The 20,152-nt window shown below is 58.1% G+C and carries 19 protein-coding genes; 8 read left to right on the forward strand and 11 right to left on the reverse strand.

Annotated features, from left to right (window positions below; translation table 11 throughout):
* Nucleotides 1–61: 61 nt before the first annotated feature.
* The 3 genes from J0X03_RS10225 to yeaG all read right to left on the reverse strand — a co-directional run bounded on the left by J0X03_RS10225 (nt 62) and on the right by yeaG (nt 3,955).
* A complete protein-coding gene (locus J0X03_RS10225) occupies nt 62–292 on the reverse strand; it encodes a hypothetical protein (RefSeq protein WP_033643319.1) in 231 nt (76 codons plus the stop codon).
* A gap of 328 nt (nt 293–620) precedes the next feature.
* Nucleotides 621–1,889, reverse strand: coding sequence for a YeaH/YhbH family protein (locus tag J0X03_RS10230; protein ID WP_069100695.1), 1,269 nt, complete (start codon nt 1,887–1,889; stop codon nt 621–623).
* Between the two features lie 131 nt (nt 1,890–2,020).
* Complete coding sequence (gene yeaG / locus J0X03_RS10235) at nt 2,021–3,955, reverse strand: protein kinase YeaG (protein ID WP_016927472.1); 1,935 nt, start codon at nt 3,953–3,955, stop codon at nt 2,021–2,023.
* Nucleotides 3,956–4,381: 426 nt separating this feature from the next.
* Between yeaG and J0X03_RS10240 the strand changes: the two genes are divergently transcribed.
* Nucleotides 4,382–5,146 (forward strand): MipA/OmpV family protein, encoded by a 765-nt coding sequence (locus tag J0X03_RS10240; protein WP_033643317.1) that lies wholly within the window; start codon nt 4,382–4,384, stop codon nt 5,144–5,146.
* 94 nt (nt 5,147–5,240) lie between these two features.
* On the opposite strand, the gene J0X03_RS10245 is transcribed toward J0X03_RS10240, so the two are convergent.
* Complete coding sequence (locus J0X03_RS10245; protein ID WP_089197128.1) at nt 5,241–6,116, reverse strand: D-hexose-6-phosphate mutarotase; 876 nt, start codon at nt 6,114–6,116, stop codon at nt 5,241–5,243.
* A gap of 194 nt (nt 6,117–6,310) precedes the next feature.
* Nucleotides 6,311–7,306, reverse strand: a complete 996-nt coding sequence (gene gapA / locus J0X03_RS10250; protein WP_004932222.1) for a glyceraldehyde-3-phosphate dehydrogenase — start codon at nt 7,304–7,306, stop codon at nt 6,311–6,313.
* Nucleotides 7,307–7,654: 348 nt separating this feature from the next.
* Between gapA and msrB the strand changes: the two genes are divergently transcribed.
* Together msrB and J0X03_RS10260 are read left to right on the forward strand one after the other, a co-directional pair.
* The gene (gene msrB / locus J0X03_RS10255; protein WP_033643315.1) at nt 7,655–8,068 is read left to right on the forward strand and encodes a peptide-methionine (R)-S-oxide reductase MsrB; all 414 of its coding nucleotides are present in this window, start codon (nt 7,655–7,657) and stop codon (nt 8,066–8,068) included.
* A 63-nt stretch (nt 8,069–8,131) separates the two neighbouring features.
* Nucleotides 8,132–8,404 carry a YeaC family protein gene (locus J0X03_RS10260; RefSeq protein WP_004932218.1) on the forward strand — a complete coding sequence of 91 codons (273 nt, stop codon included), beginning with the start codon at nt 8,132–8,134 and terminating at the stop codon, nt 8,402–8,404.
* Nucleotides 8,405–8,449: 45 nt separating this feature from the next.
* Here J0X03_RS10260 and chiD read toward each other — a convergent pair whose 3' ends face one another.
* From chiD to sppA, 4 genes are all read right to left on the reverse strand, one after another.
* Nucleotides 8,450–9,727 carry a chitinase ChiD gene (gene chiD / locus J0X03_RS10265; RefSeq protein ID WP_129993017.1) on the reverse strand — a complete coding sequence of 426 codons (1,278 nt, stop codon included), beginning with the start codon at nt 9,725–9,727 and terminating at the stop codon, nt 8,450–8,452.
* A gap of 233 nt (nt 9,728–9,960) precedes the next feature.
* Nucleotides 9,961–10,593, reverse strand: coding sequence for a bifunctional nicotinamidase/pyrazinamidase (pncA, locus tag J0X03_RS10270; RefSeq protein ID WP_129993018.1), 633 nt, complete (start codon nt 10,591–10,593; stop codon nt 9,961–9,963).
* Nucleotides 10,594–10,615: 22 nt separating this feature from the next.
* Nucleotides 10,616–11,632 carry an asparaginase gene (gene ansA, locus J0X03_RS10275; RefSeq protein WP_033643312.1) on the reverse strand — a complete coding sequence of 339 codons (1,017 nt, stop codon included), beginning with the start codon at nt 11,630–11,632 and terminating at the stop codon, nt 10,616–10,618.
* Between the two features lie 93 nt (nt 11,633–11,725).
* Nucleotides 11,726–13,582 carry a signal peptide peptidase SppA gene (sppA, locus tag J0X03_RS10280; RefSeq protein WP_033643311.1) on the reverse strand — a complete coding sequence of 619 codons (1,857 nt, stop codon included), beginning with the start codon at nt 13,580–13,582 and terminating at the stop codon, nt 11,726–11,728.
* Nucleotides 13,583–13,742: 160 nt separating this feature from the next.
* On the opposite strand from sppA, the gene J0X03_RS10285 reads away from it, so the two are divergent.
* From J0X03_RS10285 to J0X03_RS10305, 5 genes are all read left to right on the forward strand, one after another.
* Nucleotides 13,743–14,294: an NAD(P)H nitroreductase gene (locus J0X03_RS10285; RefSeq protein WP_004932204.1), complete on the forward strand. Its 552-nt coding sequence runs from the start codon at nt 13,743–13,745 to the stop codon at nt 14,292–14,294.
* Between the two features lie 157 nt (nt 14,295–14,451).
* Nucleotides 14,452–15,495 (forward strand): selenide, water dikinase SelD, encoded by a 1,044-nt coding sequence (selD, locus tag J0X03_RS10290; protein ID WP_129993019.1) that lies wholly within the window; start codon nt 14,452–14,454, stop codon nt 15,493–15,495.
* A gap of 8 nt (nt 15,496–15,503) precedes the next feature.
* Nucleotides 15,504–16,613: a tRNA 2-selenouridine(34) synthase MnmH gene (gene mnmH / locus J0X03_RS10295; protein ID WP_206975708.1), complete on the forward strand. Its 1,110-nt coding sequence runs from the start codon at nt 15,504–15,506 to the stop codon at nt 16,611–16,613.
* Entirely contained in the window at nt 16,613–18,538 is a 1,926-nt protein-coding gene (locus J0X03_RS10300; RefSeq protein WP_016927481.1) for a DNA topoisomerase III, read from the forward strand. Before mnmH ends, J0X03_RS10300 begins: the two co-directional genes overlap by 1 nt.
* Nucleotides 18,535–18,831: a YnjH family protein gene (locus J0X03_RS10305; protein ID WP_116403571.1), complete on the forward strand. Its 297-nt coding sequence runs from the start codon at nt 18,535–18,537 to the stop codon at nt 18,829–18,831. The genes J0X03_RS10300 and J0X03_RS10305 overlap by 4 nt, the downstream gene beginning before the upstream one ends.
* A 21-nt stretch (nt 18,832–18,852) precedes the next feature.
* On the opposite strand, the gene J0X03_RS10310 is transcribed toward J0X03_RS10305, so the two are convergent.
* Together J0X03_RS10310 and xthA are read right to left on the reverse strand one after the other, a co-directional pair.
* On the reverse strand, nt 18,853–19,254 hold the full coding sequence (locus J0X03_RS10310) for a pyrimidine (deoxy)nucleoside triphosphate diphosphatase (protein ID WP_016927483.1): 402 nt from the start codon (nt 19,252–19,254) through the stop codon (nt 18,853–18,855).
* A gap of 44 nt (nt 19,255–19,298) precedes the next feature.
* Nucleotides 19,299–20,105 (reverse strand): exodeoxyribonuclease III, encoded by an 807-nt coding sequence (gene xthA, locus J0X03_RS10315; RefSeq protein WP_004932192.1) that lies wholly within the window; start codon nt 20,103–20,105, stop codon nt 19,299–19,301.
* Between the last annotated feature and the right edge of the window lie 47 nt (nt 20,106–20,152).

The raw sequence follows: 20,152 nt of genomic DNA on the forward strand, positions 1-20,152 counted from the left end.
GCATAATCAACACCACGGCGGCGGCAATAATGGCGTAGATTTCCGCCTTGCGCATATCGATCTAGCGCCCGTTAACGCCGATCATTTCTATTGCCGCGCGATGCAATTTTTGAAAATACTCGTCGTGCTGTTGTTCAACTTCCTGAATAAGACTGGCCAGCAGATTCTGTTTGGTGATCGGTTTGTTGGCGATAAGCACCAGCAGCACGCTTTTGCCGAGCAGGCAGCAGATTTGCTTATGGTATTCATCAACATCATTCTTGTTGAGGCCATAGAGGGTGTAATCGATCATGGTGTCTAACCTGCTGACAGGTAAATTGCCCGCCGAAGCGGGCTGAGAAGCCATAGAAAATAAAATGAGTCAAATTTCGCTTAGGGTGGAACCCGATGCGTGTGTTAACGATAACTGAATGGGAATATTCCCATCAAGACGCATGAGGGAGGATGTGAAGGTTTAGGAATAACCTCAGAAGAAATAATAATAGAGGTCGTCATTCGGGATAATGCGGCTTATTATTTTGCCGGTGAAGGTCAAAATTTATGTGTGAGGGATATATCAGGGTGAAAAAGAAACAGCCGGAAAACGGGTTCTCCGGCTGCTATGATTACCGCGATATTATTCACGCGGTCTGTTTGCGGAACAGTTCGCGGAATACCGGATAGATATCGTCCGGTTCGCGGATATGCTGCATGGCGAAGTTGTCGAATTTCTCTTGCAGATCTTCGTATTCGCGCCACAGCGTTTGGTGAGCGCGGCGAGTGATTTCGATGTAGCTGTAGTACCGCACCATTGGCAGGATCTTCTTCGCCAACAGCTCGTGACACAGCGGTGAATCGTCGGCCCAGTTGTCCCCGTCCGACGCCTGCGCGGCGTAGATATTCCATTGCGCCGGATCGTAACGCTCTTCGACCACGTCGTTCATCAGTTTCAATGCGCTGGAGACGATGGTGCCGCCGGTTTCCTGCGAATAGAAGAACTCCTGCTCGTCCACCTCTTTCGCCTGGGTGTGATGGCGAATATAGACCACCTCGACGTTTTTGTAGGTTCGGCTCAGGAACAGATAAAGCAGAATGTAAAAACGTTTGGCCATGTCTTTGGTGGCCTGATCCATCGAACCGGATACGTCCATCAGGCAGAACATCACCGCCTGGCTGGAGGGCTCCGGCCGACGCTCGTAGTTTTTGTAACGCAGATCGAAGGTGTCGATAAACGGCACGCTTTCGATTTTCTTGCGCAGTTCGGCAATCTCTTTGCGCAGCCGCTCTTCTTCCAGCAGTTGCACCGGCTCGGTGTTTTCCAACTGGGTCAGCGCGTCTTCCAGTTCGTGCAACGCGCGCCTTTTACCGGCGGTCATGGCGGTACGCCGCGCCAGCGAGTTTTGCAGCGAACGCACGACGCTGATGTTGGCCGGCACGCCGTTAGCGGTATAGCCGGCGCGGTGGGTTTTGAACTCGGTCAGCTGCTTGTACTGATTCTTTTTCAGGTTGGGCAGGGCGAGATCCTCGAACAAAAGATCGAGGTACTCGTCTTTGGATATCTGGAAGACGAACTCATCCTGGCCTTCACCGTCCTGGCTGGCGTTGCCCTGGCCGCCGCCACCGCCTGCGCCGCCCTGAGGCCGTTCGACGCGATCGTTCTGCACGAAGTGGTCATTGCCCGGGTGAACGCGATGGCGCGTGCCGCCGCGCCCCTGATGAAACATCGGTTCGTTGATATCGTCAGTGGGGATAGAGACTGACTCCCCGCTGTCTACGTCGGTGACCGAACGCTTGTTGATGGCTTCGGCAATCGACTGTTTGATTTGCGACTTGTAACGGCGCAAGAAGCGCTGGCGGTTCACCGTGCTCTTGTTTTTGCCGTTCAGCCGCCGGTCAATGAAATAGGCCATACTTCCCCCAAACGACGTTGCCAACTCTTCATGTCCCGGCCGCTGCAGCGCAATGTGTCAGCCCCTCCGTGGGCTGCGCTGCAACGTCCATGCGGTGGACATGCCCCTGATAATGCCGCTTACCTGAGGCGTTATGAGGATTTTCTGACCCGCAGATACCATTCACACAGCAGGCGCACCTGCTTACGGGTATAGCCTTTCTCCATCATACGGTCGACGAAGTCGTCGTGTTTTTTCTGCTCGTCCGTCGAGGTTTTGGCGTTGAACGAAATCACCGGCAACAGCTCTTCGGTATTGGAGAACATTTTCTTCTCGATCACGGTGCGCAGCTTCTCGTAGCTGGTCCAGTTCGGGTTACGGCCGTTGTTATTGGCGCGGGCACGCAGCACGAAGTTCACGATTTCGTTACGGAAATCTTTCGGGTTGCTGATCCCGGCCGGCTTTTCAATTTTCTCCAGCTCGGCGTTCAGGGACTCACGATCGAACAGCTGACCGGTATCGGGATCGCGATACTCCTGATCCTGAATCCAGAAGTCCGCGTAGGTCACGTAGCGGTCAAAAATGTTCTGTCCGTATTCCGAGTAGGATTCCAGATAGGCGGTCTGGATCTCCTTGCCGATAAACTCGGCGTATTTCGGGATCAGGTAGCCTTTCAGGTGCTCCAGGTATTTCTCGGCCAAATCCTGCGGGAACTGTTCGCGTTCGATCTGCTGTTCCAACACATAGAACAGGTGCACCGGGTTAGCCGCCACCTCGGCGTGATCGAAGTTAAACACTCGCGAGAGGATTTTAAAGGCGAAACGGGTGGAGAGGCCGTTCATGCCTTCGTCAACCCCGGCGTAGTCGCGGTACTCCTGATAGGACTTGGCCTTCGGATCGGTATCCTTGAGGCTTTCGCCGTCGTACACGCGCATTTTCGAGTAAATGCTCGAGTTTTCCGGCTCTTTCAGCCGCGACAGCACGCTAAACCGCGCCAGCGTCTCCAGGGTGCCCGGCGCGCAGGGCGCGTGGGTCAGCTCGCTGTGGTCCAGCAATTTGTCGTAAATCTTGATCTCTTCCGACACGCGCAGGCAGTAAGGCACCTTGACGATATACACGCGGTCGAGGAACGCTTCGTTGTTCTTGTTGTTACGGAAGGTCACCCACTCGGATTCGTTGGAGTGCGCCAGAATAATGCCGCTGAACGGCAGGGCGGAGATGCCTTCGGTGCCGTTGTAGTTGCCTTCCTGGGTTGCGGTCAGCAGCGGATGCAGCACCTTGATCGGCGCTTTGAACATCTCGACGAATTCCATAATCCCCTGGTTGGCGCGGCACAGGGCGCCGGAATAGCCGTAGGCGTCCGGATCGTTCTGCGCGTGGTTCTCCAGTTTACGGATGTCCACTTTACCGACCAGTGCCGAGATGTCCTGGTTGTTCTCATCGCCCGGCTCGGTTTTGGCGATGGCGATCTGTTCCAGAATGGAAGGGCGCACTTTCACGACTTTAAACTTGGTGATATCGCCACCGAACTCATGCAGGCGCTTCGCCGCCCACGGCGACATGATGGTGCCGAGATAGCGACTTGGGATATTGAACTCTTTTTCCAGGATCGTGGCATCTTCCTGCGGATTGAACAGGCACAGCGGATGATCGTTGACCGGGCTGCGTTCGCCGTTGGCGCTGAGGGTGTAGATGGGCACGCGCTGCATCAGCGCTTTCAGACGTTCCGCTAGCGAGGACTTGCCGCCGCCCACCGGGCCCAGCAGGTAAAGGATCTGTTTCTTCTCTTCCAGGCCCTGAGCGGCGTGTTTCAGGTAAGAGACGATCTGTTCGATGGCCTCTTCCATGCCGTAGAACTCTTCGAAGGCCGGATAGCGTGCGATCACGCGGTTGGAGAACAGGCGCGACAGGCGTGATTCTAGCGCAGTGTCGACCATCACAGGTTCACCGATAGCCATCAGCAGACGTTCGGCCGCGTTGGCATAGGCACTGCGATCTTGCCGGCAAATGGTAAGAAATTCCTGCAGTGTGAACTCTTCGTCCTTGGCAGCTTCGTAGCGCTGGCGATAGTGGTCAAATATGTTCATGATGCCCGTCCTTTCGTTATTAGCACAGGTTAAAGAGAGCGTGTGATAGTGTTCTGGCTCCCGAAAGATGAGAATACGCCTGAGTACAGCAACCCGTATGCCAACTTGGTGCGCTTATTATCGCGAGTTGCGCTGTATGCCACTGGGCCCAGGATAAATTCACCTTCTGATTTAAGCTTAGTTTGCTTGCCGGAAAATTTCCTGCCGTAGAAAAAGCTTTTTTTAAGTCATATCAATGACTCAGTTATTGCCGGGATAACCAAATGCCTTGTCTGGCGCGGCCTGCGGCATGAATCGTCATCGTTCCGCCATGATTAATTCATAATTCCGCTATAAGTTATTCGATCTTGGTCGTTTTCTATTGTAAAGATTAGGCGCGTAACTAAATTTTCACATAAACTATTGCGGCTATTAACCCTGTAATTTATGGAAAAAGAACCAGTGAAGATTTCAAAACTCAAAACGCTAGCAATTATCGCTTCCGCAATGGTTTGTGCGCAAAGTGCCCAGGCGGGAACCTGGTCACTGGGTGCTGCCGCGCTGGTTAGCCCGGACCCGTATCGCGGTTATCAGGATCGCGTTTATCCGGTGCCCGTCATCGACTATGAAGGTGACGACTTCTACTTCCGTACTCTGACCGCCGGTTACTACCTGTGGAAAGATCAAGAAAATCAGCTGAGCATCATGGGGTATTACACGCCATGGGGCTACCGTCCGGGCGACAGCGACGACGATCGCATGAAGCGTCTCGACAAGCGTCGCGGCACGCTGATGGCCGGCCTGGCCTATTCACACAACGCAGAGTGGGGCACCATTCGCACCACCTTCACCGGCGACACGCTGAACTACAGCAACGGGCTGGTGGGCGATGTGGCTTATCTGTACAAGTTTGATCTGGACGCGTTGACGCTGGTTCCGGGCGTAGGCGTGATGTGGAACAGCAAAAACCAGAACAAATATTACTATGGCGTCAGCGCCAATGAATCGCGCCGCAGCGGTCTGGACAGCTACACCCCGAGCGATAGCTGGGCGCCGTATCTCGAGCTGAGCGCCAATTACCAGATCAACAAGAGCTGGAACGCCTTCTTCCTCGGCCGCTATGTGAAGTTGTCGGATGAAGTGAAAGACAGCCCGATGGTGGATAAATCTTACACCGGTTTGCTGATGACGGGTGTGAGCTACACCTTCTAATCGCGCATTGCACGATAAGTGTGCATGGCGTGCATCAAAAAGGGGCGCGAGCGCCCCTTTTGCACATCCGTAGTGCGCTGACGCGCACGGGGTTTCAGGCCTTTTTACGGCTGCGGAAGGTCACACCCAAACGGGCGGGTTGTTCGCCGGCGGCGACCAGCGGTTTGCTGACGCGCCCGGTCTCAACGCAGACCATGGTCTTGTAACCGTCGTTCGGCATGTCTCCCATGCTGCAGGACAGCTCTACGCCGGGGTTCCAGGCGATAACGTCGCTCATATGATGGTGATGAACCTCGATGGTGCGTGCGAGCGCCGGATCGCGGATCAGGCTGAAGGCCTCCGGACGGGTATAGACGCGGTCAGTTTGGCCGACGAAGGTCACTTCGCCCGTCTGACGCGCTTCGACGCCGCCCGCCACCTTATCAATATAAGGTTCGCCCAGGCCCGCCACGCTGACCCGATCGATATCGCCAACCTGGAAGTAGCTGTGCAGCGCCGCCGTGGCTTGATAATCGCCGTGCGATTCCAGTTCGATCTCGCACTCTTCACCCAGCTTGAAGCGAGCAATCAGCGTGAAGGCGTGCGGCCACAGCTTGCGGGTCTGCTCATTGTCTTTCAGCGTAAAGGTCAGGATGACGCCGTTGTCATCTTCATCGTGCGCCGTCAGGCTCCAGGGCTGGTTGCGAGCGAACCCGTGGGAGGGGTGCGCCACCGGGCCGAACCACGGCCAACAGATCGGCACGCCGCCGCGGATGGCCTTGCCTTTGGCGAAAGGCGTGTTGTTGCTGAGCCAAATTACCGGCTGCTCACCGCTAGGCTGCCAGGCCAGCAAATGCGCACCCTGCAGCGCGACCGCCGCGCGCACTTTCGGGTGCGACACGACCACCACGCCCAGCTCATCGAGTTGGCGCTGGCTGATATAAGGAGAAATCTGTTCGGAAACGGGCAGGGTGAAAATTTTCTCGTTCATTTCATAACCTATTGTTTGCCGGAAATAGAAATGGACCCTATTAGCTTTCGGGTCACAACCAGGCCCTCAGGCGCATGCTTAGACAGTGACTGAGGTGAGTGTGTGCAGCGAACAACGCTGTGACTCGAAAGATGACGGGTAAAAAAAGGGCGACAAAAAAATGTCGCCCTCATTATCAGCTTAACATCATGCCATTACTTGGAGATGTGAGCGATCAGATCCAGAACCTTGTTGGAGTAGCCGGTTTCGTTGTCGTACCAGGAAACCAGTTTCACGAAGTTGTCGTTCAGTGCGATACCGGCTTTGGCATCGAACACGGAAGTCAGCACTTCGCCGTTGAAGTCGGTGGAAACCACGTCGTCTTCAACATAGCCCAGAACGCCTTTCATAGAGCCTTCAGCGGCGTCTTTGATGGCTTTCTTGATTTCTTCGTAGGTAGCCGCTTTTTCCAGACGAACGGTCAGGTCAACAACGGACACGTTAGGGGTCGGTACGCGGAACGCCATGCCGGTCAGTTTGCCTTTCAGTTCTGGCAGAACCACGCCAACCGCTTTCGCTGCGCCGGTAGAAGAAGGGATGATGTTCTGGGATGCGCCGCGGCCGCCGCGCCAGTCTTTGTGAGACGGGCCATCAACGGTTTTCTGAGTCGCGGTGGTGGCGTGAACGGTGGTCATCAGGCCTTCAACGATACCGAAGTTGTCGTTGATGACTTTAGCCAGTGGCGCCAGGCAGTTGGTGGTGCAAGAGGCGTTGGACACGATGTCCTGGCCGGCATATTTGTCAAAGTTGGCGCCGCGAACGAACATTGGGGTCGCATCTTTGGATGGGCCAGTCAGAACCACTTTTTTAGCGCCGGCGGTGATGTGTTTACGTGCGGTTTCGTCGGTCAGGAAGATACCGGTCGCTTCAGCAACCACATCAACGCCCACTTCGTTCCACTTCAGGTTAGCCGGGTCTTTCTCTGCGGTAACACGGATGGTTTTGCCGTTAACAACCAGGTGGCCGTCTTTAACTTCTACCGTACCGTTGAAACGGCCGTGAGTAGAGTCATACTTCAGCATGTAAGCCATGTACTCTGCGTCCAACAGGTCGTTGATTGCAACGATCTCGATGTCAGAACGCTCTTGAGCAGCACGGAAAACAATGCGACCGATACGGCCAAAACCGTTGATACCTACTTTGATAGTCATATATTCCACCAGCTATTTGTTAGTGAATAAAAGGTTGGTTGTAAAATTACAAAAACCTTACCCAGCGTCAAGCGGAATCGTGTCAATACTTGCGGCAAGTCAAACCGGAAGGGTGGTTTTGCACGCTTATTGCACAGTCCATTTGCGCTCGGCCTCATCCGTTATATGGGGACAAGCCGCCAAGTATAAAGTCAGCATACGCAAGATGTGTGATCGCTATCACATATCATCGTGACGTGGCCTTTATGGGCTACAGTTTAGGCCAAAAACCCCTGCAGCGGTGTTAATTTTTTGTTATTATTAATCATTGTTTTCGTTGACATTATCCACATTCAGAGATAAGCACAAATGGCTAAAGAGACAACCCCCGCTCATCCGGTCACGGAACTGAATGAAATCCAACGTTATGTCACACAACAGCGTGGCACCGAAGCGCCGTTTAGCGGCAAATTGCTGCATAACAAGCGTGAGGGCGTGTACCATTGTCTGTGCTGTAACCAGCCGCTGTTCTATTCCGAAACCAAATACGATTCCGGCTGCGGCTGGCCCAGCTTTTACGAGCCGGTTTCCGCCGATGCAATCCGTTATCTTGATGATAATTCACATAATATGCATCGTGTTGAAATCCGCTGTGGCCACTGCGACGCGCACCTGGGGCATGTATTCCCCGATGGCCCGCAGCCGACCGGTGACCGTTACTGCGTCAATTCCGCCTCGCTGAGTTTCACCGATGGCGAAAATGGCGATCAAACGGCCGGTTAAGCGGTAATTTAACCAACAAAATCGATTCAGCTAATTATTCTTCCGTAAGCGAGAAGGGCCCTGATGGACGTGAAAGATCTGATTGCGGCGATGACGCCCGAGATATACCAACGCCTGGTGCAGGCGGTTGAACTGGGCAAATGGCCGGACGGCGTGGCGCTGACGCCGGAGCAAAAGGAAAACAGCCTGCAGGCGGTGATGCTGTGGCAGTCGATGAACAACGTCGATCCGCAGCATATGAGCATCGGCACCGACGGGCAGATCGTGATGAAGAGCAAACAAGAGCTGAAGCAGCAGTTCGTTGCCGAGCCGCTGGTGAAACTCAAGCCGCAGTAAGGCTCCACCCCTAAAGCGGGGCGATGTTGCCATCGCCCCGTCGATTCAACGTTTCTCGCCCTTTATGCCCAGCGATTCCGCCAGCTGCTGCGCCAGCCGGTTGTTGTCGTCTGCGCCGTATTCCCAGAACATCGCACCGCCCAATCCCTGGCTTTTAATGTAATCGGCCTTGATGGCCACCGAACGCGGGTTCTCGTACGAGATGGCGAACAGCGGCTTGCCTTCGGCGGATTGCAGCGTCAGGTATGGCACTTTGGCGTCGTCATCCCAGTGCTCGCGGAAACGCTGCTGCGGATCGTTGAGCAATTTGTTGACGATATCGCGGTATTTAAAATAAGTGTCTTTGCTGAGATCCAATCCCAGCGTGCGGAACAGGGCGATTTCTCGCGCGCTGAAGTAAGGCTGCGTCACCGGATGGTTGGCGGCGTCCGGCTTGTCCCAGTCGATGCCCGCCTCGGTCGCCCGTTTCGGCACCCGGCCGTAGAAACCGATACCCAGGTTCATCTGCGCCGGTTTCAGACCGGCGGCCAGATAATGCTTTACCACGTTATCGGCGCTGTAGCGATCGGCGGCGGCTACGGTTGGCCAACGCGTTGAATCGTACAGGTTGGCATTGAAGTACTGCGTGCCGTAAGCCATGTCGTAGGTCATCAGATTGATGTAATTGAGGTAGGGCGCAATATTTTTTACATCGACCCATTCACGTGGGCTTTTGACGTTGGCCCCGACGGCGATGGTCAATAGTTTGCCTTTACCCAGCGCCTGATGAAGCTCTTTCAGCAGCAGGGTGAAGTTGTCGCGGTCTGCCGGTTGGCTTTCCACCAAACCCCAGGCGCCGTTTACCGGGTATTCCCAGTCCAGATCGATCCCATCCAGCCGGTACTGCTCGATCACCTGCAACGCGGAGCGAATGAAAATCGCCCGGTTTTCCGCGGTGGCGGCGGCGCCGGAGAAACCGCGTGCGCCCCAGCCTCCGACCGACAACAGCACTTTCAGCTCGGGGTTCTGTTTGCGCAGCACCGGCAGACGTTGCAGATCGGCCGTGACTTTCGGCGACAGGTAGATCTGGTGGCGGCGAGCAGGGTCTTTCAGCGCCGCATTGGTTTCGTCTTTCTCGTCGTTGTAGATCAGGCCAAACGAATAGTTGAGGTGGGTGATTTGCGTCACGTCCAGCTTGTCGATGTCACCACCGGGGCCGGCGGTGACGTCGCCGCCGCCGTTGAAGTAGCCGACGGAGAGATAGGCCGCCTGAGCCGCGCCGATACCGGCGATAGCCAAGTGCACCGCTGCCAGCAAAGGCAGCAGTTTTCGGGTTATTTTCATGTTTGTCTCCTTGGGATCGGCAAGGCCGACCGTACCGCCAGTAGCGGTCACAATAAAGCCGGGCTCAGCGGGCCCCGGATGCGTATAACCGTTTGACGCCAAAAGCGTCGCTGCCATAACAGCAAAAGCGCCTGCCGGTCACAAGCGGCTGGAGGAGAAGAAGAACAGCATTGTGAGCGGCGTCGATATTTTCGCCGCCGCCCAGAGAGGGCGCCGATAGCGCCCGGCAGGATTTAATTGGCGAGAAATTGTGACAGGGTAACCAGTTGAGCGCCGACGCGCGCCATCTCCTGCAGCGCCCGCTCACTGTCGTCCGGCTGCAGATTCACGCCGCGGCAGCCGTCGACGATCACCTGCGTCGGATAGCCGGCAGCCAGCGCATCCAGCACGCTGAACTTCACGCAGTAGTCGGTCGCCAGGCCCATGACAGCCAACCGCCGGACGCCCTGCGATTGCAGCCAGCCGTGGAGTTCGGTTTGCGCACGGTGGCCGTTATCGAAGAACGCGCTGTAGCTGTCGATGTTCGTATCTTGCCCTTTGCGAAAGACGGCATTGATGTGTTGCCGCTGTAACTGGGGATGAAAATCGGCGCCGAGGCTCCCTTGTACGCAGTGCACCGGCCACCATACCTGCGGCAGGCCTTCCAGCTCACCGAGGGTGCCGACCTGCGCATCGGAGTTCACCGCAAAGCTGCGGTGATTGGCGGGATGCCAGTCCTGGCTGGCCACCACCGGTTCGCCGCGCGCCAGGCAGGCGGCGATCGCCTGATTGGCGACCGGGATGACGGCGTCGCCCTCCGCGACCGCCAGCGCGCCGCCGGGGCAGAAGTCGTTTTGCAGATCAATCAACAACAGGGCCGTTTTCATCGCCGCTCCAGAGTTCAGTCGATTAACCGTTGATGCTCAGCTCGCCGCGCAGATCTTGCTGCATCAGGGCGCGGATTTGTTCCGGCGTCAGCGGCTGGCTCAACAGATAGTGCAGCTTGGTCAGAGCGGCTTCCACCGTCATGTCGAAACCGCTTATCACCCCGGCGTGCGCCAGCGCGTTGCCGGTGGCGTAGCCTTCCATATTGACGCGCCCGGAGATGCACTGCGTCAGGTTGACCACTACGATGCCGCGTTCGGAAGCCGCGCGCAACTCGTCGATCAGCTCGGCCTTCTGCGGCGCGTTGCCGACGCCGTAGGAGCGTAAGATCAGCGCCTTGACCGGCTGCAGCAGGAAGTTGCGCACCACCGCGCCGGAAATGCCCGGATAGATGGTGACGACGCCGATCGGTTGCGGCGTGATGTCATGTACCTGCAGCGCACCGTTGCAAACCGGGCTGTCGATGCCGTGCTGGCGACGAATGTGGATACCGGCTTCCAGCAGCGGCGGCAGATTCGGGGAGGCGAAGGCGTCGAAGCCGTCGGCGTGCGCTTTGGTGGTGCGGTTGCCGCGGAACAGCTTGTTGTTGAAGAACAGGCTGACTTCGTTCACCGGATGGTTGGCCGCCAGATACAGTGCATTCAGCAGATTGGTTTGGCCATCGGAGCGCAGCTCCGCCAGCGGAATCTGCGAGCCGGTGACGATCACCGGTTTGGCCAGGTTCTCCAGCATGAAGGAGAGCGCCGAGGCGGTGAACGCCATGGTATCGGTGCCGTGCAGGATCACGAAGCCGTCGTAGCGATCGTAGTTCTGTTTGATGTCGTCGGCGATGTGCTGCCAGTCTTCCGGCGTCATGTCCGAGGAATCGATGAGCGGCGCGTATTCATGAATGGTGAAATCCGGCATCTCCGGCCGATGGAATTCCGGCATCAGCGCCAGCTGACGCTGCAGGTGGCCGGAAACCGGAATATAGCCGTGCTCGGAACGCTGCATGCCGATGGTGCCGCCGGTGTAGGCGACGTAAATGGATTTCTTTTGCATGGTTATGATTTTAACAAAGATAAGATGGGCTGAATTATAGGGACATGGCGGCAGAAAAAAAGCCCGGCGGAGGCCGGGCTGCAGAATTATTTGTTAGCGGACTTCTCCGCAGGTCAGACAGATCGCGTAGCGGTTCTGCGGATCGTTCAAGTTATTGAACAAACCCGGCTGCTCTTTCACCGCATTGGCGACCGAGGCCAGCGGGGCAGGCAGCATGGCCTGAATCGCCGCCGGCAGCATGGCGTGAATGGAAACGCCGAACTGGCTGAGCACCATATCGCTCAGGCTCGGGGTGTCGACGAACCAGTCGAGCTGCCACTGTTGCAGTTTCGCCAGCTCAGCGGCTTTCTTCACCGCATCGTCGAAATCGCCCAACTGATCGACCAGGCCGTTGGCCTTGGCGTCGCTGCCGAGCCACACGTGGCCCTGCGCGATTTGGTCAACCTGCTGCGGGGTCATCTTGCGTGATTTGGCGACCAGATCGAGGAAGTTCTTATACCCGTTTTCGATATTCAGCTGCATCATCTGCGAGAACTCCTGCGGCAACGCCTTGGTGACCGCGATATCGGCCAGCGGCGATGTCGCCACGCCGTCGGTGTGCACGCCCAGCGTATCCAGGGTTTTCTCGTAGGTATTGATGATGCCAAAAATACCGATGGAGCCGGTCAGCGTGCTCGGGCTGGCGATGATGTAGTCGGCCGGCGTTGAGACCCAGTAACCGCCCGACGCGGCCATGCCGCCCATCGACACCACCACCGGTTTGCCGGCGGCGCGCACGGCGGCCAGCTCGGAGCGGATCACTTCGGACGCGCTGACGCTGCCGCCAGGGCTATTGACGCGGAACACCACGGCTTTGACGGCCGGATCCAGACGGGCCTGACGCAGCTCGGCGGCGGTGGTGTCGCCCCCGACGTTGCCCGGCGTCTGCGGGCCGTCCATGATGGCGCCGTTGGCGAACACCACGGCGATCTTGCCACCCTGGTTGGCGTCCGGCTTCGGCTGGTAGTCGTAGATGCTAATGGCGTTGAAATCGTTCGCCTGTTTGTCCCAGCCGAAGGTTTTGACCAGCTGATTTTCGATCGCGGTGCGCGACGCCAGCTCGTCCACCAGCTTATTGTCCAGCGCATAGCGGGCGGTGTCGCCGCCTGCCGCCTGCAGGCCGCTCAGCACGCCGGCGGCGCCGGGGAACAGCTGCTGCGGCGTCAGCTGCCGGTTGGCCGCCACGGTTTCCAGATAGTTCTGCCACAGACCGCCAATCCAGCGGCTGTCCGCTTCGCGCGCCGCCGGGGACATGTCGTCGCGGATCAGCGGTTCGACCGCCGATTTATAGGTGCCGACGCGGAAGATATTGGTGGTGACCTTGAGCATGTCCAGCAACGACTTGTAATACAGGTTGTTGGTGGCGAAACCGTGCAGATCGACCGCGCCCTGCGGCGAGAGGTAGACCTTGTTGGCGTAGCTGGCCAGGTAGTATTGCGTTTGATTGTAACTGTCGCCGATGGCGAAGATCGGTTTGCCGCTGTCGCGGAACTCGCGCAGCGCTTTGCCGATATAGCGCAGCGACGGCTGATCGGCGCCGGCGAAGTCATTCAGCTGCAACACCATGCCGGTAATGTTTTTGTCGTCTTTGGCCTTGCGGATGCTGTCCACCACGTCGAACAGCGAGTTCTCCTGCAGGCGGCTGCTGGAGGCGCCCAACAGTTCACGCCCCCATTGCCGCACCCGGTTGTTTACCGAAGGCTGATCGACCACCACGCCGCTTAAATCGACCAACAGCGCGCCGCGCGCCGGGGCCGTCGAGGTGGAGGAACTTTGGAAGGACAGATAGATGCCGACCCCAACCAGGATCAGCAGGACCAGGAACAGGTTAAGGATCAGTTCCCTGATAAAATTCAGCAGACGCCATGTCCACCGGAAAATGCCGGCAATAATTTGCCACAATGTGCGCATGTGCTCTCCAACAAGAGTCGAGAATGTTCCGCTATCCTAATGAGCGGCCGGGTAAATGTCAGCTTTAAATCGTGGCACACAGACGCTATCGCCGAGGCTGTAACTCGCCGTTTAGCTATGTTAACGTGGCCGGAATGAAAATTGTTATCAGGAGTTTACGATGGATGCTCTGGATCTTTTATTGAATCGTCGCTCGGCTTCGCGCCTGGCGGAACCGGCGCCGGCGGGGGAAGTGCGCCAAAACATCATCAACGCGGGCCTGCGTGCGCCCGATCACGGCGCGCTGCAGCCGTGGCGTTTCGTGATGATCGAGAATCAGGGCCTGGAGCGCTTCAGTCAGCTGCTGCAGGCGGCGGCGAAGCAGGATCAGTTGGATGAGGCGGCGATCGAAAAAGCCACCAAGGCGCCGTTCCGCGCACCGCTGATCATCACCGTCATCGCGCATTGCACTGAAGAAACTAAGGTGCCGCGCTGGGAGCAGGTGGTTTCCGCCGGTTGCGCCGTGCAGGCGATGCAGATGGCGGCGCTGGCGCAGGGCTTTAACGGCATCTGGCGCACCGGCGCCTGGACCGAGCATGCGCTGGTGCGCGAAGCCTTCGGCTGCCGCGAGCAGGACGAGATCGTCGGTTTCCTCTATCTGGGCACGCCGCAGCTGAAGGCCGCCACCAAAGTGACGCCGCCGGACAGCACGCCTTTCGTCAGCTATTTCTAAGTATTATCCGACGGGGCGCGGCGAAAATGCGCCAAACCCCGCAAAATTGCATGGTTTCTGAGCAGGCCGTTCGCTTATCGGCGGCCCGCTCTTATCAATCCCCTCGGCAAGCGCTACCCTATGTTATCTTGAGTGCCGTTATCGAAGGGAGTGGACTATGACATCGCCAGCGATCCGTTTAACCCAGTACAGCCATGGCGCTGGCTGCGGCTGCAAAATCTCACCGAAAGTTCTCGAAACCATCCTGCACAGCGAGCGGGAGAAATTTGTCGATCCGCGTCTGCTGGTCGGCAATGAAACCCGCGACGACGCGGCGGTATATGACATCGGCAACGGCGTCGGCATTATCAGCACCACCGACTTCTTCATGCCGATCGTCGACGATCCGTTCGATTTCGGCCGCATCGCCGCCGCCAACGCCATCAGCGACGTGTACGCCATGGGCGGCAAACCGATCATGGCGATCGCCATTCTCGGCTGGCCGATCGCCAAACTGCCGCCGGAGGTGGCGCAGCAGGTGATCGACGGTGGGCGTTTCGCCTGCCAGCAGGCGGGGATCGCGCTGGCCGGCGGCCACTCCATCGATGCGCCTGAACCTATCTTCGGCCTGGCGGTCACCGGCGTGGTCAATACCGAGCGGGTGAAGAAGAACAGCGCCGCGCAGGCCGGGGCTAAACTCTATCTGACCAAGCCGCTGGGCATCGGCGTGCTGACGACCGCCGAGAAGCAAAGCAAGCTGCGCCCCGAACATCATGGGCTGGCGACGGACGTGATGTGCCGCCTTAACAAGCCGGGCGCCGACTTTGCCGAGGTGGCGGGCGTCACGGCGATGACCGACATCACCGGTTTTGGCCTGCTGGGCCACCTGAGCGAGGTATGTCAGGGTTCCGGCCTGCAGGCGACGGTCTGGTTCGATCGGGTGCCGAAGCTGCCGGACGTCGAGGCGTATATTGCCGAGGGCTGCGTGCCGGGCGGTACCGGGCGCAACTTCGACAGCTATGGCCATCTGGTGGGCGAGATGAGCGATCTGCAGCGCCAGTTGCTGTGCGATCCTCAGACCTCCGGCGGTTTGCTGTTGGCGGTATTGCCGGAGGCGGAAGCGCAGGTGCTGGCGATTGCCGAACAGCATGGCATTACGCTCAACGCCATCGGCGAGCTGCATGTGGCATCGGCCGATAAGCCGCTGATCGAGGTTGTGTAGTGTCCAAGATGCAAGGCAGGCCGGACAGCGCCGATTATCAACGCATTTTTCTGCAGGACGTGCCGCTGATTGACGTGCGCGCGCCGATCGAGTTTCAGCAAGGCGCCTTCGCTCAGGCGGTGAACCTGCCACTGATGGTCGACAGCGAGCGGCAGGCGGTGGGCACCTGCTATAAGCAGCATGGTCAGCAAGCGGCGATCGCGCTCGGCCACAGCTTGGTGAACGGCAAACTGCGCGAACAGCGCACCGCCGCCTGGCTGGCGGCCTGTGCGCAGCGACCCGAAGGCTATATTTACTGCTTCCGTGGCGGGTTGCGCTCGCAGCTGGTGCAGCAATGGCTGCATGAGGCCGGCGTCGAGTACCCGCGTATCACTGGCGGTTATAAGGCGCTGCGCAATTATCTGCTGGGCGTGTTGGCGCAAAGCGCGGCATTGCCGATGGCCCTGGTGGGCGGCAATACCGGCAGCGGCAAGACGTTGCTGGTCAACGAACTTGCCGACGGCGTCGATCTGGAAGGCGCGGCGCGCCATCGCGGTTCATCTTTTGGCCGAACGCTGGCGGGGCAAAGCTCACAGATCGATTTTGAGAATCGTCTGGCTGTGTTATTGCTGAAAAAACAGCATGGTGGCAGCCGCCGTTGGGTGCTGGAAGACGAAGGGCGGATCATCGGCAGCAACAATCTGCCGTTGTCGTTGTTCAACGGCATGCAGCAGGCGCCGGTGGCGGTGATCGACGATCCGTTCGATATTCGTCTGGCGCGCCTGCAGGCCGAATATATCGACGGGATGCGCGAACAGTTCGAACAGGCCTATGGCATGGAAGAGGGCTGGCGACAGTATGACGACTATCTGCACCACGGCCTGTTCGCCATACGCCGCCGCCTGGGGCTGGAACGCTTCCAGCAACTGACGCAGCGGCTGGAAGCGGCGCTGCGGGCTCAGCGACTCAGCGGCCAGGGCGAGGCGCACCGTGAGTGGTTGGCGCCCCTGTTGCAGCAGTACTACGATCCGATGTATTGCTATCAGTTGGAAAAGAAAGCCCAGCGGATTGTCTTCCGCGGGAACTATGCAGAAGTAAGAGAATTCTTGATGACGTTCAGCCAGAAAAACGGTGATTAATGCGACTGTTCATAGCCGAGAAACCGAGTTTGGCGCGCGCCATTGCCGACGTCTTGCCCAAGCCGCATCGCCGCGGCGACGGGTATATCGCCTGCGGCAACAACGACGTGGTGACCTGGTGCGTCGGCCACCTGTTGGAACAGGCTCAGCCTGACGCTTATGACAGCCGCTATGCGCGCTGGTCGTTGGCGGATCTGCCGATCATCCCCGAAAAATGGCGGTTGCAGCCGCGGCCGTCGGTCAGCAAACAGCTCAACGCCATCAAAAAGTTGCTGCTTGAAGCCGATGAAGTGGTTCACGCCGGCGACCCGGATCGCGAAGGGCAACTGCTGGTGGATGAGGTGCTGGACTACCTGGATTTGACGGCGGAAAAGCGCCAGAAGGTACGCCGCTGTCTGATCAACGATCTCAACCCGCAGGCGGTGGAGCGCGCGGTTGAACGCCTGCGCGACAACCGTGATTTCATTCCGTTGTGCGTGTCTGCGCTGGCGCGTTCGCGCGCCGACTGGCTGTACGGCATCAATATGACCCGCGCCTACACGCTGCTGGGCCGCAACGCCGGTTACGACGGCGTGCTGTCGGTAGGCAGGGTGCAGACGCCGGTGCTCGGATTGGTGGTACGGCGCGATGAAGAGATCGAAAACTTCGTGCCAAAAGACTTCTTTGAGGTCAAGGCGCACATCGTCACGCCGAAAGAAGAACGCTTCGTGGCGCTGTGGCAGCCCAGTGAGTCCTGTGAGCCTTATCAGGATGAAGAGGGGCGTTTGCTGCACCGGCCGTTGGCGGAGCATGTGGTCAAGCGCATCGAAGGCCAGCCGGCGCTGGTCACGTCTTATAACGATAAACGGGAATCCGATACTGCGCCGCTGCCGTTTTCGCTCTCCACGCTGCAAATCGAAGCGGCCCGGCGTTATAACCTCAGCGCGCAACAGGTGCTGGACGTTTGCCAGCGGCTGTACGAAACCCACAAGTTGATTACCTATCCGCGTTCCGACTGTCGCTACCTGCCGGAAGAGCATTTCGCCGGCCGTCACGCGGTGCTGAACGCCATCAGCGTTCACCAGCCTGAGCTGTATCCGCAGCCGGTGATCGACAGCGATCGCCGCAACCGCTGCTGGGACGATAAAAAAGTCGATGCGCACCACGCTATCATTCCCACCGCCCGTGCCGGCAAGATTAATCTGACGCAGGATGAACGGAACGTGTATGGGCTGGTGGCGCGCCAGTATCTGATGCAGTTTTGTCCGGATGCGGTATTCCGCAAATGCGTGATCGAGCTGGATATCGCCGGCGGCAAATTTATCGCCAAGGCGCGATTCCTGGCGGAAGCCGGCTGGCGTACGCTGCTGGGCAGTAAGGAGCGCGACGAGGAAAACGAAGGTGCCCCGCTGCCGGTGGTGGCTAAAGATGATGAGTTGTTGTGCGAGCGCGGTGAAGTGGTGGAGCGCCAGACGCAGCCGCCGCGGCCGTTTACTGACGCCAGCCTGTTGTCGGCCATGACCGGCATCGCGCGGTTCGTACAAGATAAAGCGCTAAAGAAAATCCTGCGGGCGACCGATGGTTTAGGAACGGAAGCGACGCGAGCGGGAATCATCGAATTGCTGTTCAAGCGGGCGTTTCTGTACAAGAAGGGACGCTATATTCACTCCAGCGAAACCGGGCGCGCGCTGATTCACTCGCTGCCGGATCTTGCTGCGCGTCCTGATATGACGGCCAACTGGGAAGCTACGCTGACGCAAATCAGCGAGAAATCCTGCCGCTATCAGGACTTTATGCAGCCGTTGGTCGGCACGCTGCAAGAGCTGATTTATCAGGCCAAGCAGAGCCGGGCGAGCATGGCGTTTCGTGGATTGCCGCCGCCGCCCTCCAGCGGGGGCAAAAAACGCAGGAAAAGCGCCGGCAAGGCGCAGGAGAAGAGTGAATGAAGCGTGGACTCACTGGGGTATTGGCTGCCGCTGCCCTGATGTTTTCCGGCCTGGCCGCCGCCAATCGCGGCGATGTGGACGTGGTGTTGCCGGTTTCGCCGGAGATTTGGGGCACGGCCAAAAGCGGCGTCAACCCGCCGCCGGCGCAGCCCTGCAACCGCTGTTGCGTCTACCAGAATCAGAACTATTCCGAAGGTGCGGTGCTTAAAGTGGCAGGGGAAGTGCTACAGTGCGTGCGTGAGCCTAACACCATCGGCACCAACCCCTTGATTTGGGTGCGATTGAAGAAGTGACGATGTAACCTATCGCCGCGTTCAGCGTGAATCGCCTTGCGCGGCGATATACTCCGCCAGCAGTGGAACGTCAGCGGGTGCCAGAGCGTATTCCTGCGCCTGTTGCGGCGTGACCCAGACCAGCGCCGAGTGGCAGCGCTGTTGCAGTTCACCGGAGAACTCCGCGACTTGCCAGGCGTGCAGCCGGATGAGGCGTTCGCCTTGCTGCCACTGATTGCTGCCCACATAGTTGCCGATACGGGCGCAAATCCCCAATTCTTCATCCAGCTCGCGCGCCAGCGCCTCTGGCTGGCTTTCGCCGGCTTCAACCTTGCCGCCGGGAAACTCCCACAGACCGGCCTGATCGCTGCCTGCGCCGCGCTGGGCCAGCAAAATGCGGCCATTTTGTTCCAGAATGGCGGCTACCACGTCGATAATTTTCATTGGCTTCACAGAGTAAAACCCCGGCGAGCGCCGGGGTGATGGGGTTACAGCGTAAATTCCGCCCAGACCGGCGCATGGTCGGAAGGTTTCTCCATGCCGCGGGTTTGGTAATCGATACCGGTAGCGATGCAGCGTGAAGCCAGCGGGGTGCTGGCCAGCAGCAGATCGATACGCAGGCCGCGGTTGTCATCGAACCCTTTGGAGCGGTAGTCGAACCATGAGAACTCGTCGTTGCGCCCCGGGTTGGCGTGGCGGTAGGTATCGACCAGGCCCCAGTTCAGCAGGCGGTCCATCCATTCGCGCTCTTCCGGCAGGAAGGAGCATTTACCGGTGCGCAGCCAGCGTTTGCGATTGTCTTCGCCGATGCCGATATCGTAATCGCTGGGGCTGATATTCATGTCGCCCATGATCAGCACCGGGGATTCCGCCGATAGCTGCTGCTCCAGGTAGTTTTGCAGATCCTGATAAAAGCGTGTTTTAGCCGGGAATTTGATCGGGTGGTCGCGGCTTTCACCTTGCGGGAAGTAGCCGTTGATCACCGTCAGTGTGCCCTGCGGCGTAGCCAGATCGGCCATGATGATGCGACGCTGCGCGTCTTCTTCATCGGTTGGGAAACCGCGGCGCACGGCCAGGGGCTCCGCTTTGGTCAGCAGCGCCACGCCGTAATGGCCTTTTTGCCCGTGATAGAACACGTGATAGCCGTGCTGGCTGACTTCTTCCAATGGGAACATGTCATCGTGAACTTTGGTTTCCTGCAGACCGATCACGTCGGGCTGGTGCTGTTCAATAATTGCCGCCAGCTGATGCGGACGCGCGCGCAGTCCATTGATATTAAAAGAGACAAACTTCATGAGCGGTGCCGTTTTCACGAGAAAAATGTGCTGTGATAGTAGCAGAG

The sequence above is a fragment of the Serratia ureilytica genome (assembly GCF_017309605.1).
Lineage (GTDB): Bacteria > Pseudomonadota > Gammaproteobacteria > Enterobacterales > Enterobacteriaceae > Serratia > Serratia ureilytica.

What these genes read in the sequence shown, in the direction of transcription:
- J0X03_RS10245 (WP_089197128.1), bottom strand. Translation starts at nt 6,116, where the DNA reads ATGAACGAGAAAATTTTCACCCTGCCCGTTTCCGAACAGATTTCTCCT.
- J0X03_RS10300 (WP_016927481.1), top strand. Translation starts at nt 16,613, where the DNA reads ATGCGACTGTTCATAGCCGAGAAACCGAGTTTGGCGCGCGCCATTGCC.
- xthA (WP_004932192.1), bottom strand. Translation starts at nt 20,105, where the DNA reads ATGAAGTTTGTCTCTTTTAATATCAATGGACTGCGCGCGCGTCCGCAT.
- yeaG (WP_016927472.1), bottom strand. Translation starts at nt 3,955, where the DNA reads ATGAACATATTTGACCACTATCGCCAGCGCTACGAAGCTGCCAAGGAC.
- J0X03_RS10240 (WP_033643317.1), top strand. Translation starts at nt 4,382, where the DNA reads ATGGAAAAAGAACCAGTGAAGATTTCAAAACTCAAAACGCTAGCAATT.
- J0X03_RS10260 (WP_004932218.1), top strand. Translation starts at nt 8,132, where the DNA reads ATGGACGTGAAAGATCTGATTGCGGCGATGACGCCCGAGATATACCAA.
- J0X03_RS10230 (WP_069100695.1), bottom strand. Translation starts at nt 1,889, where the DNA reads ATGGCCTATTTCATTGACCGGCGGCTGAACGGCAAAAACAAGAGCACG.
- mnmH (WP_206975708.1), top strand. Translation starts at nt 15,504, where the DNA reads ATGCAAGGCAGGCCGGACAGCGCCGATTATCAACGCATTTTTCTGCAG.
- J0X03_RS10285 (WP_004932204.1), top strand. Translation starts at nt 13,743, where the DNA reads ATGGATGCTCTGGATCTTTTATTGAATCGTCGCTCGGCTTCGCGCCTG.
- selD (WP_129993019.1), top strand. Translation starts at nt 14,452, where the DNA reads ATGACATCGCCAGCGATCCGTTTAACCCAGTACAGCCATGGCGCTGGC.
- J0X03_RS10225 (WP_033643319.1), bottom strand. Translation starts at nt 292, where the DNA reads ATGATCGATTACACCCTCTATGGCCTCAACAAGAATGATGTTGATGAA.
- sppA (WP_033643311.1), bottom strand. Translation starts at nt 13,582, where the DNA reads ATGCGCACATTGTGGCAAATTATTGCCGGCATTTTCCGGTGGACATGG.
- J0X03_RS10310 (WP_016927483.1), bottom strand. Translation starts at nt 19,254, where the DNA reads ATGAAAATTATCGACGTGGTAGCCGCCATTCTGGAACAAAATGGCCGC.
- chiD (WP_129993017.1), bottom strand. Translation starts at nt 9,727, where the DNA reads ATGAAAATAACCCGAAAACTGCTGCCTTTGCTGGCAGCGGTGCACTTG.
- ansA (WP_033643312.1), bottom strand. Translation starts at nt 11,632, where the DNA reads ATGCAAAAGAAATCCATTTACGTCGCCTACACCGGCGGCACCATCGGC.
- msrB (WP_033643315.1), top strand. Translation starts at nt 7,655, where the DNA reads ATGGCTAAAGAGACAACCCCCGCTCATCCGGTCACGGAACTGAATGAA.
- J0X03_RS10305 (WP_116403571.1), top strand. Translation starts at nt 18,535, where the DNA reads ATGAAGCGTGGACTCACTGGGGTATTGGCTGCCGCTGCCCTGATGTTT.
- gapA (WP_004932222.1), bottom strand. Translation starts at nt 7,306, where the DNA reads ATGACTATCAAAGTAGGTATCAACGGTTTTGGCCGTATCGGTCGCATT.
- pncA (WP_129993018.1), bottom strand. Translation starts at nt 10,593, where the DNA reads ATGAAAACGGCCCTGTTGTTGATTGATCTGCAAAACGACTTCTGCCCC.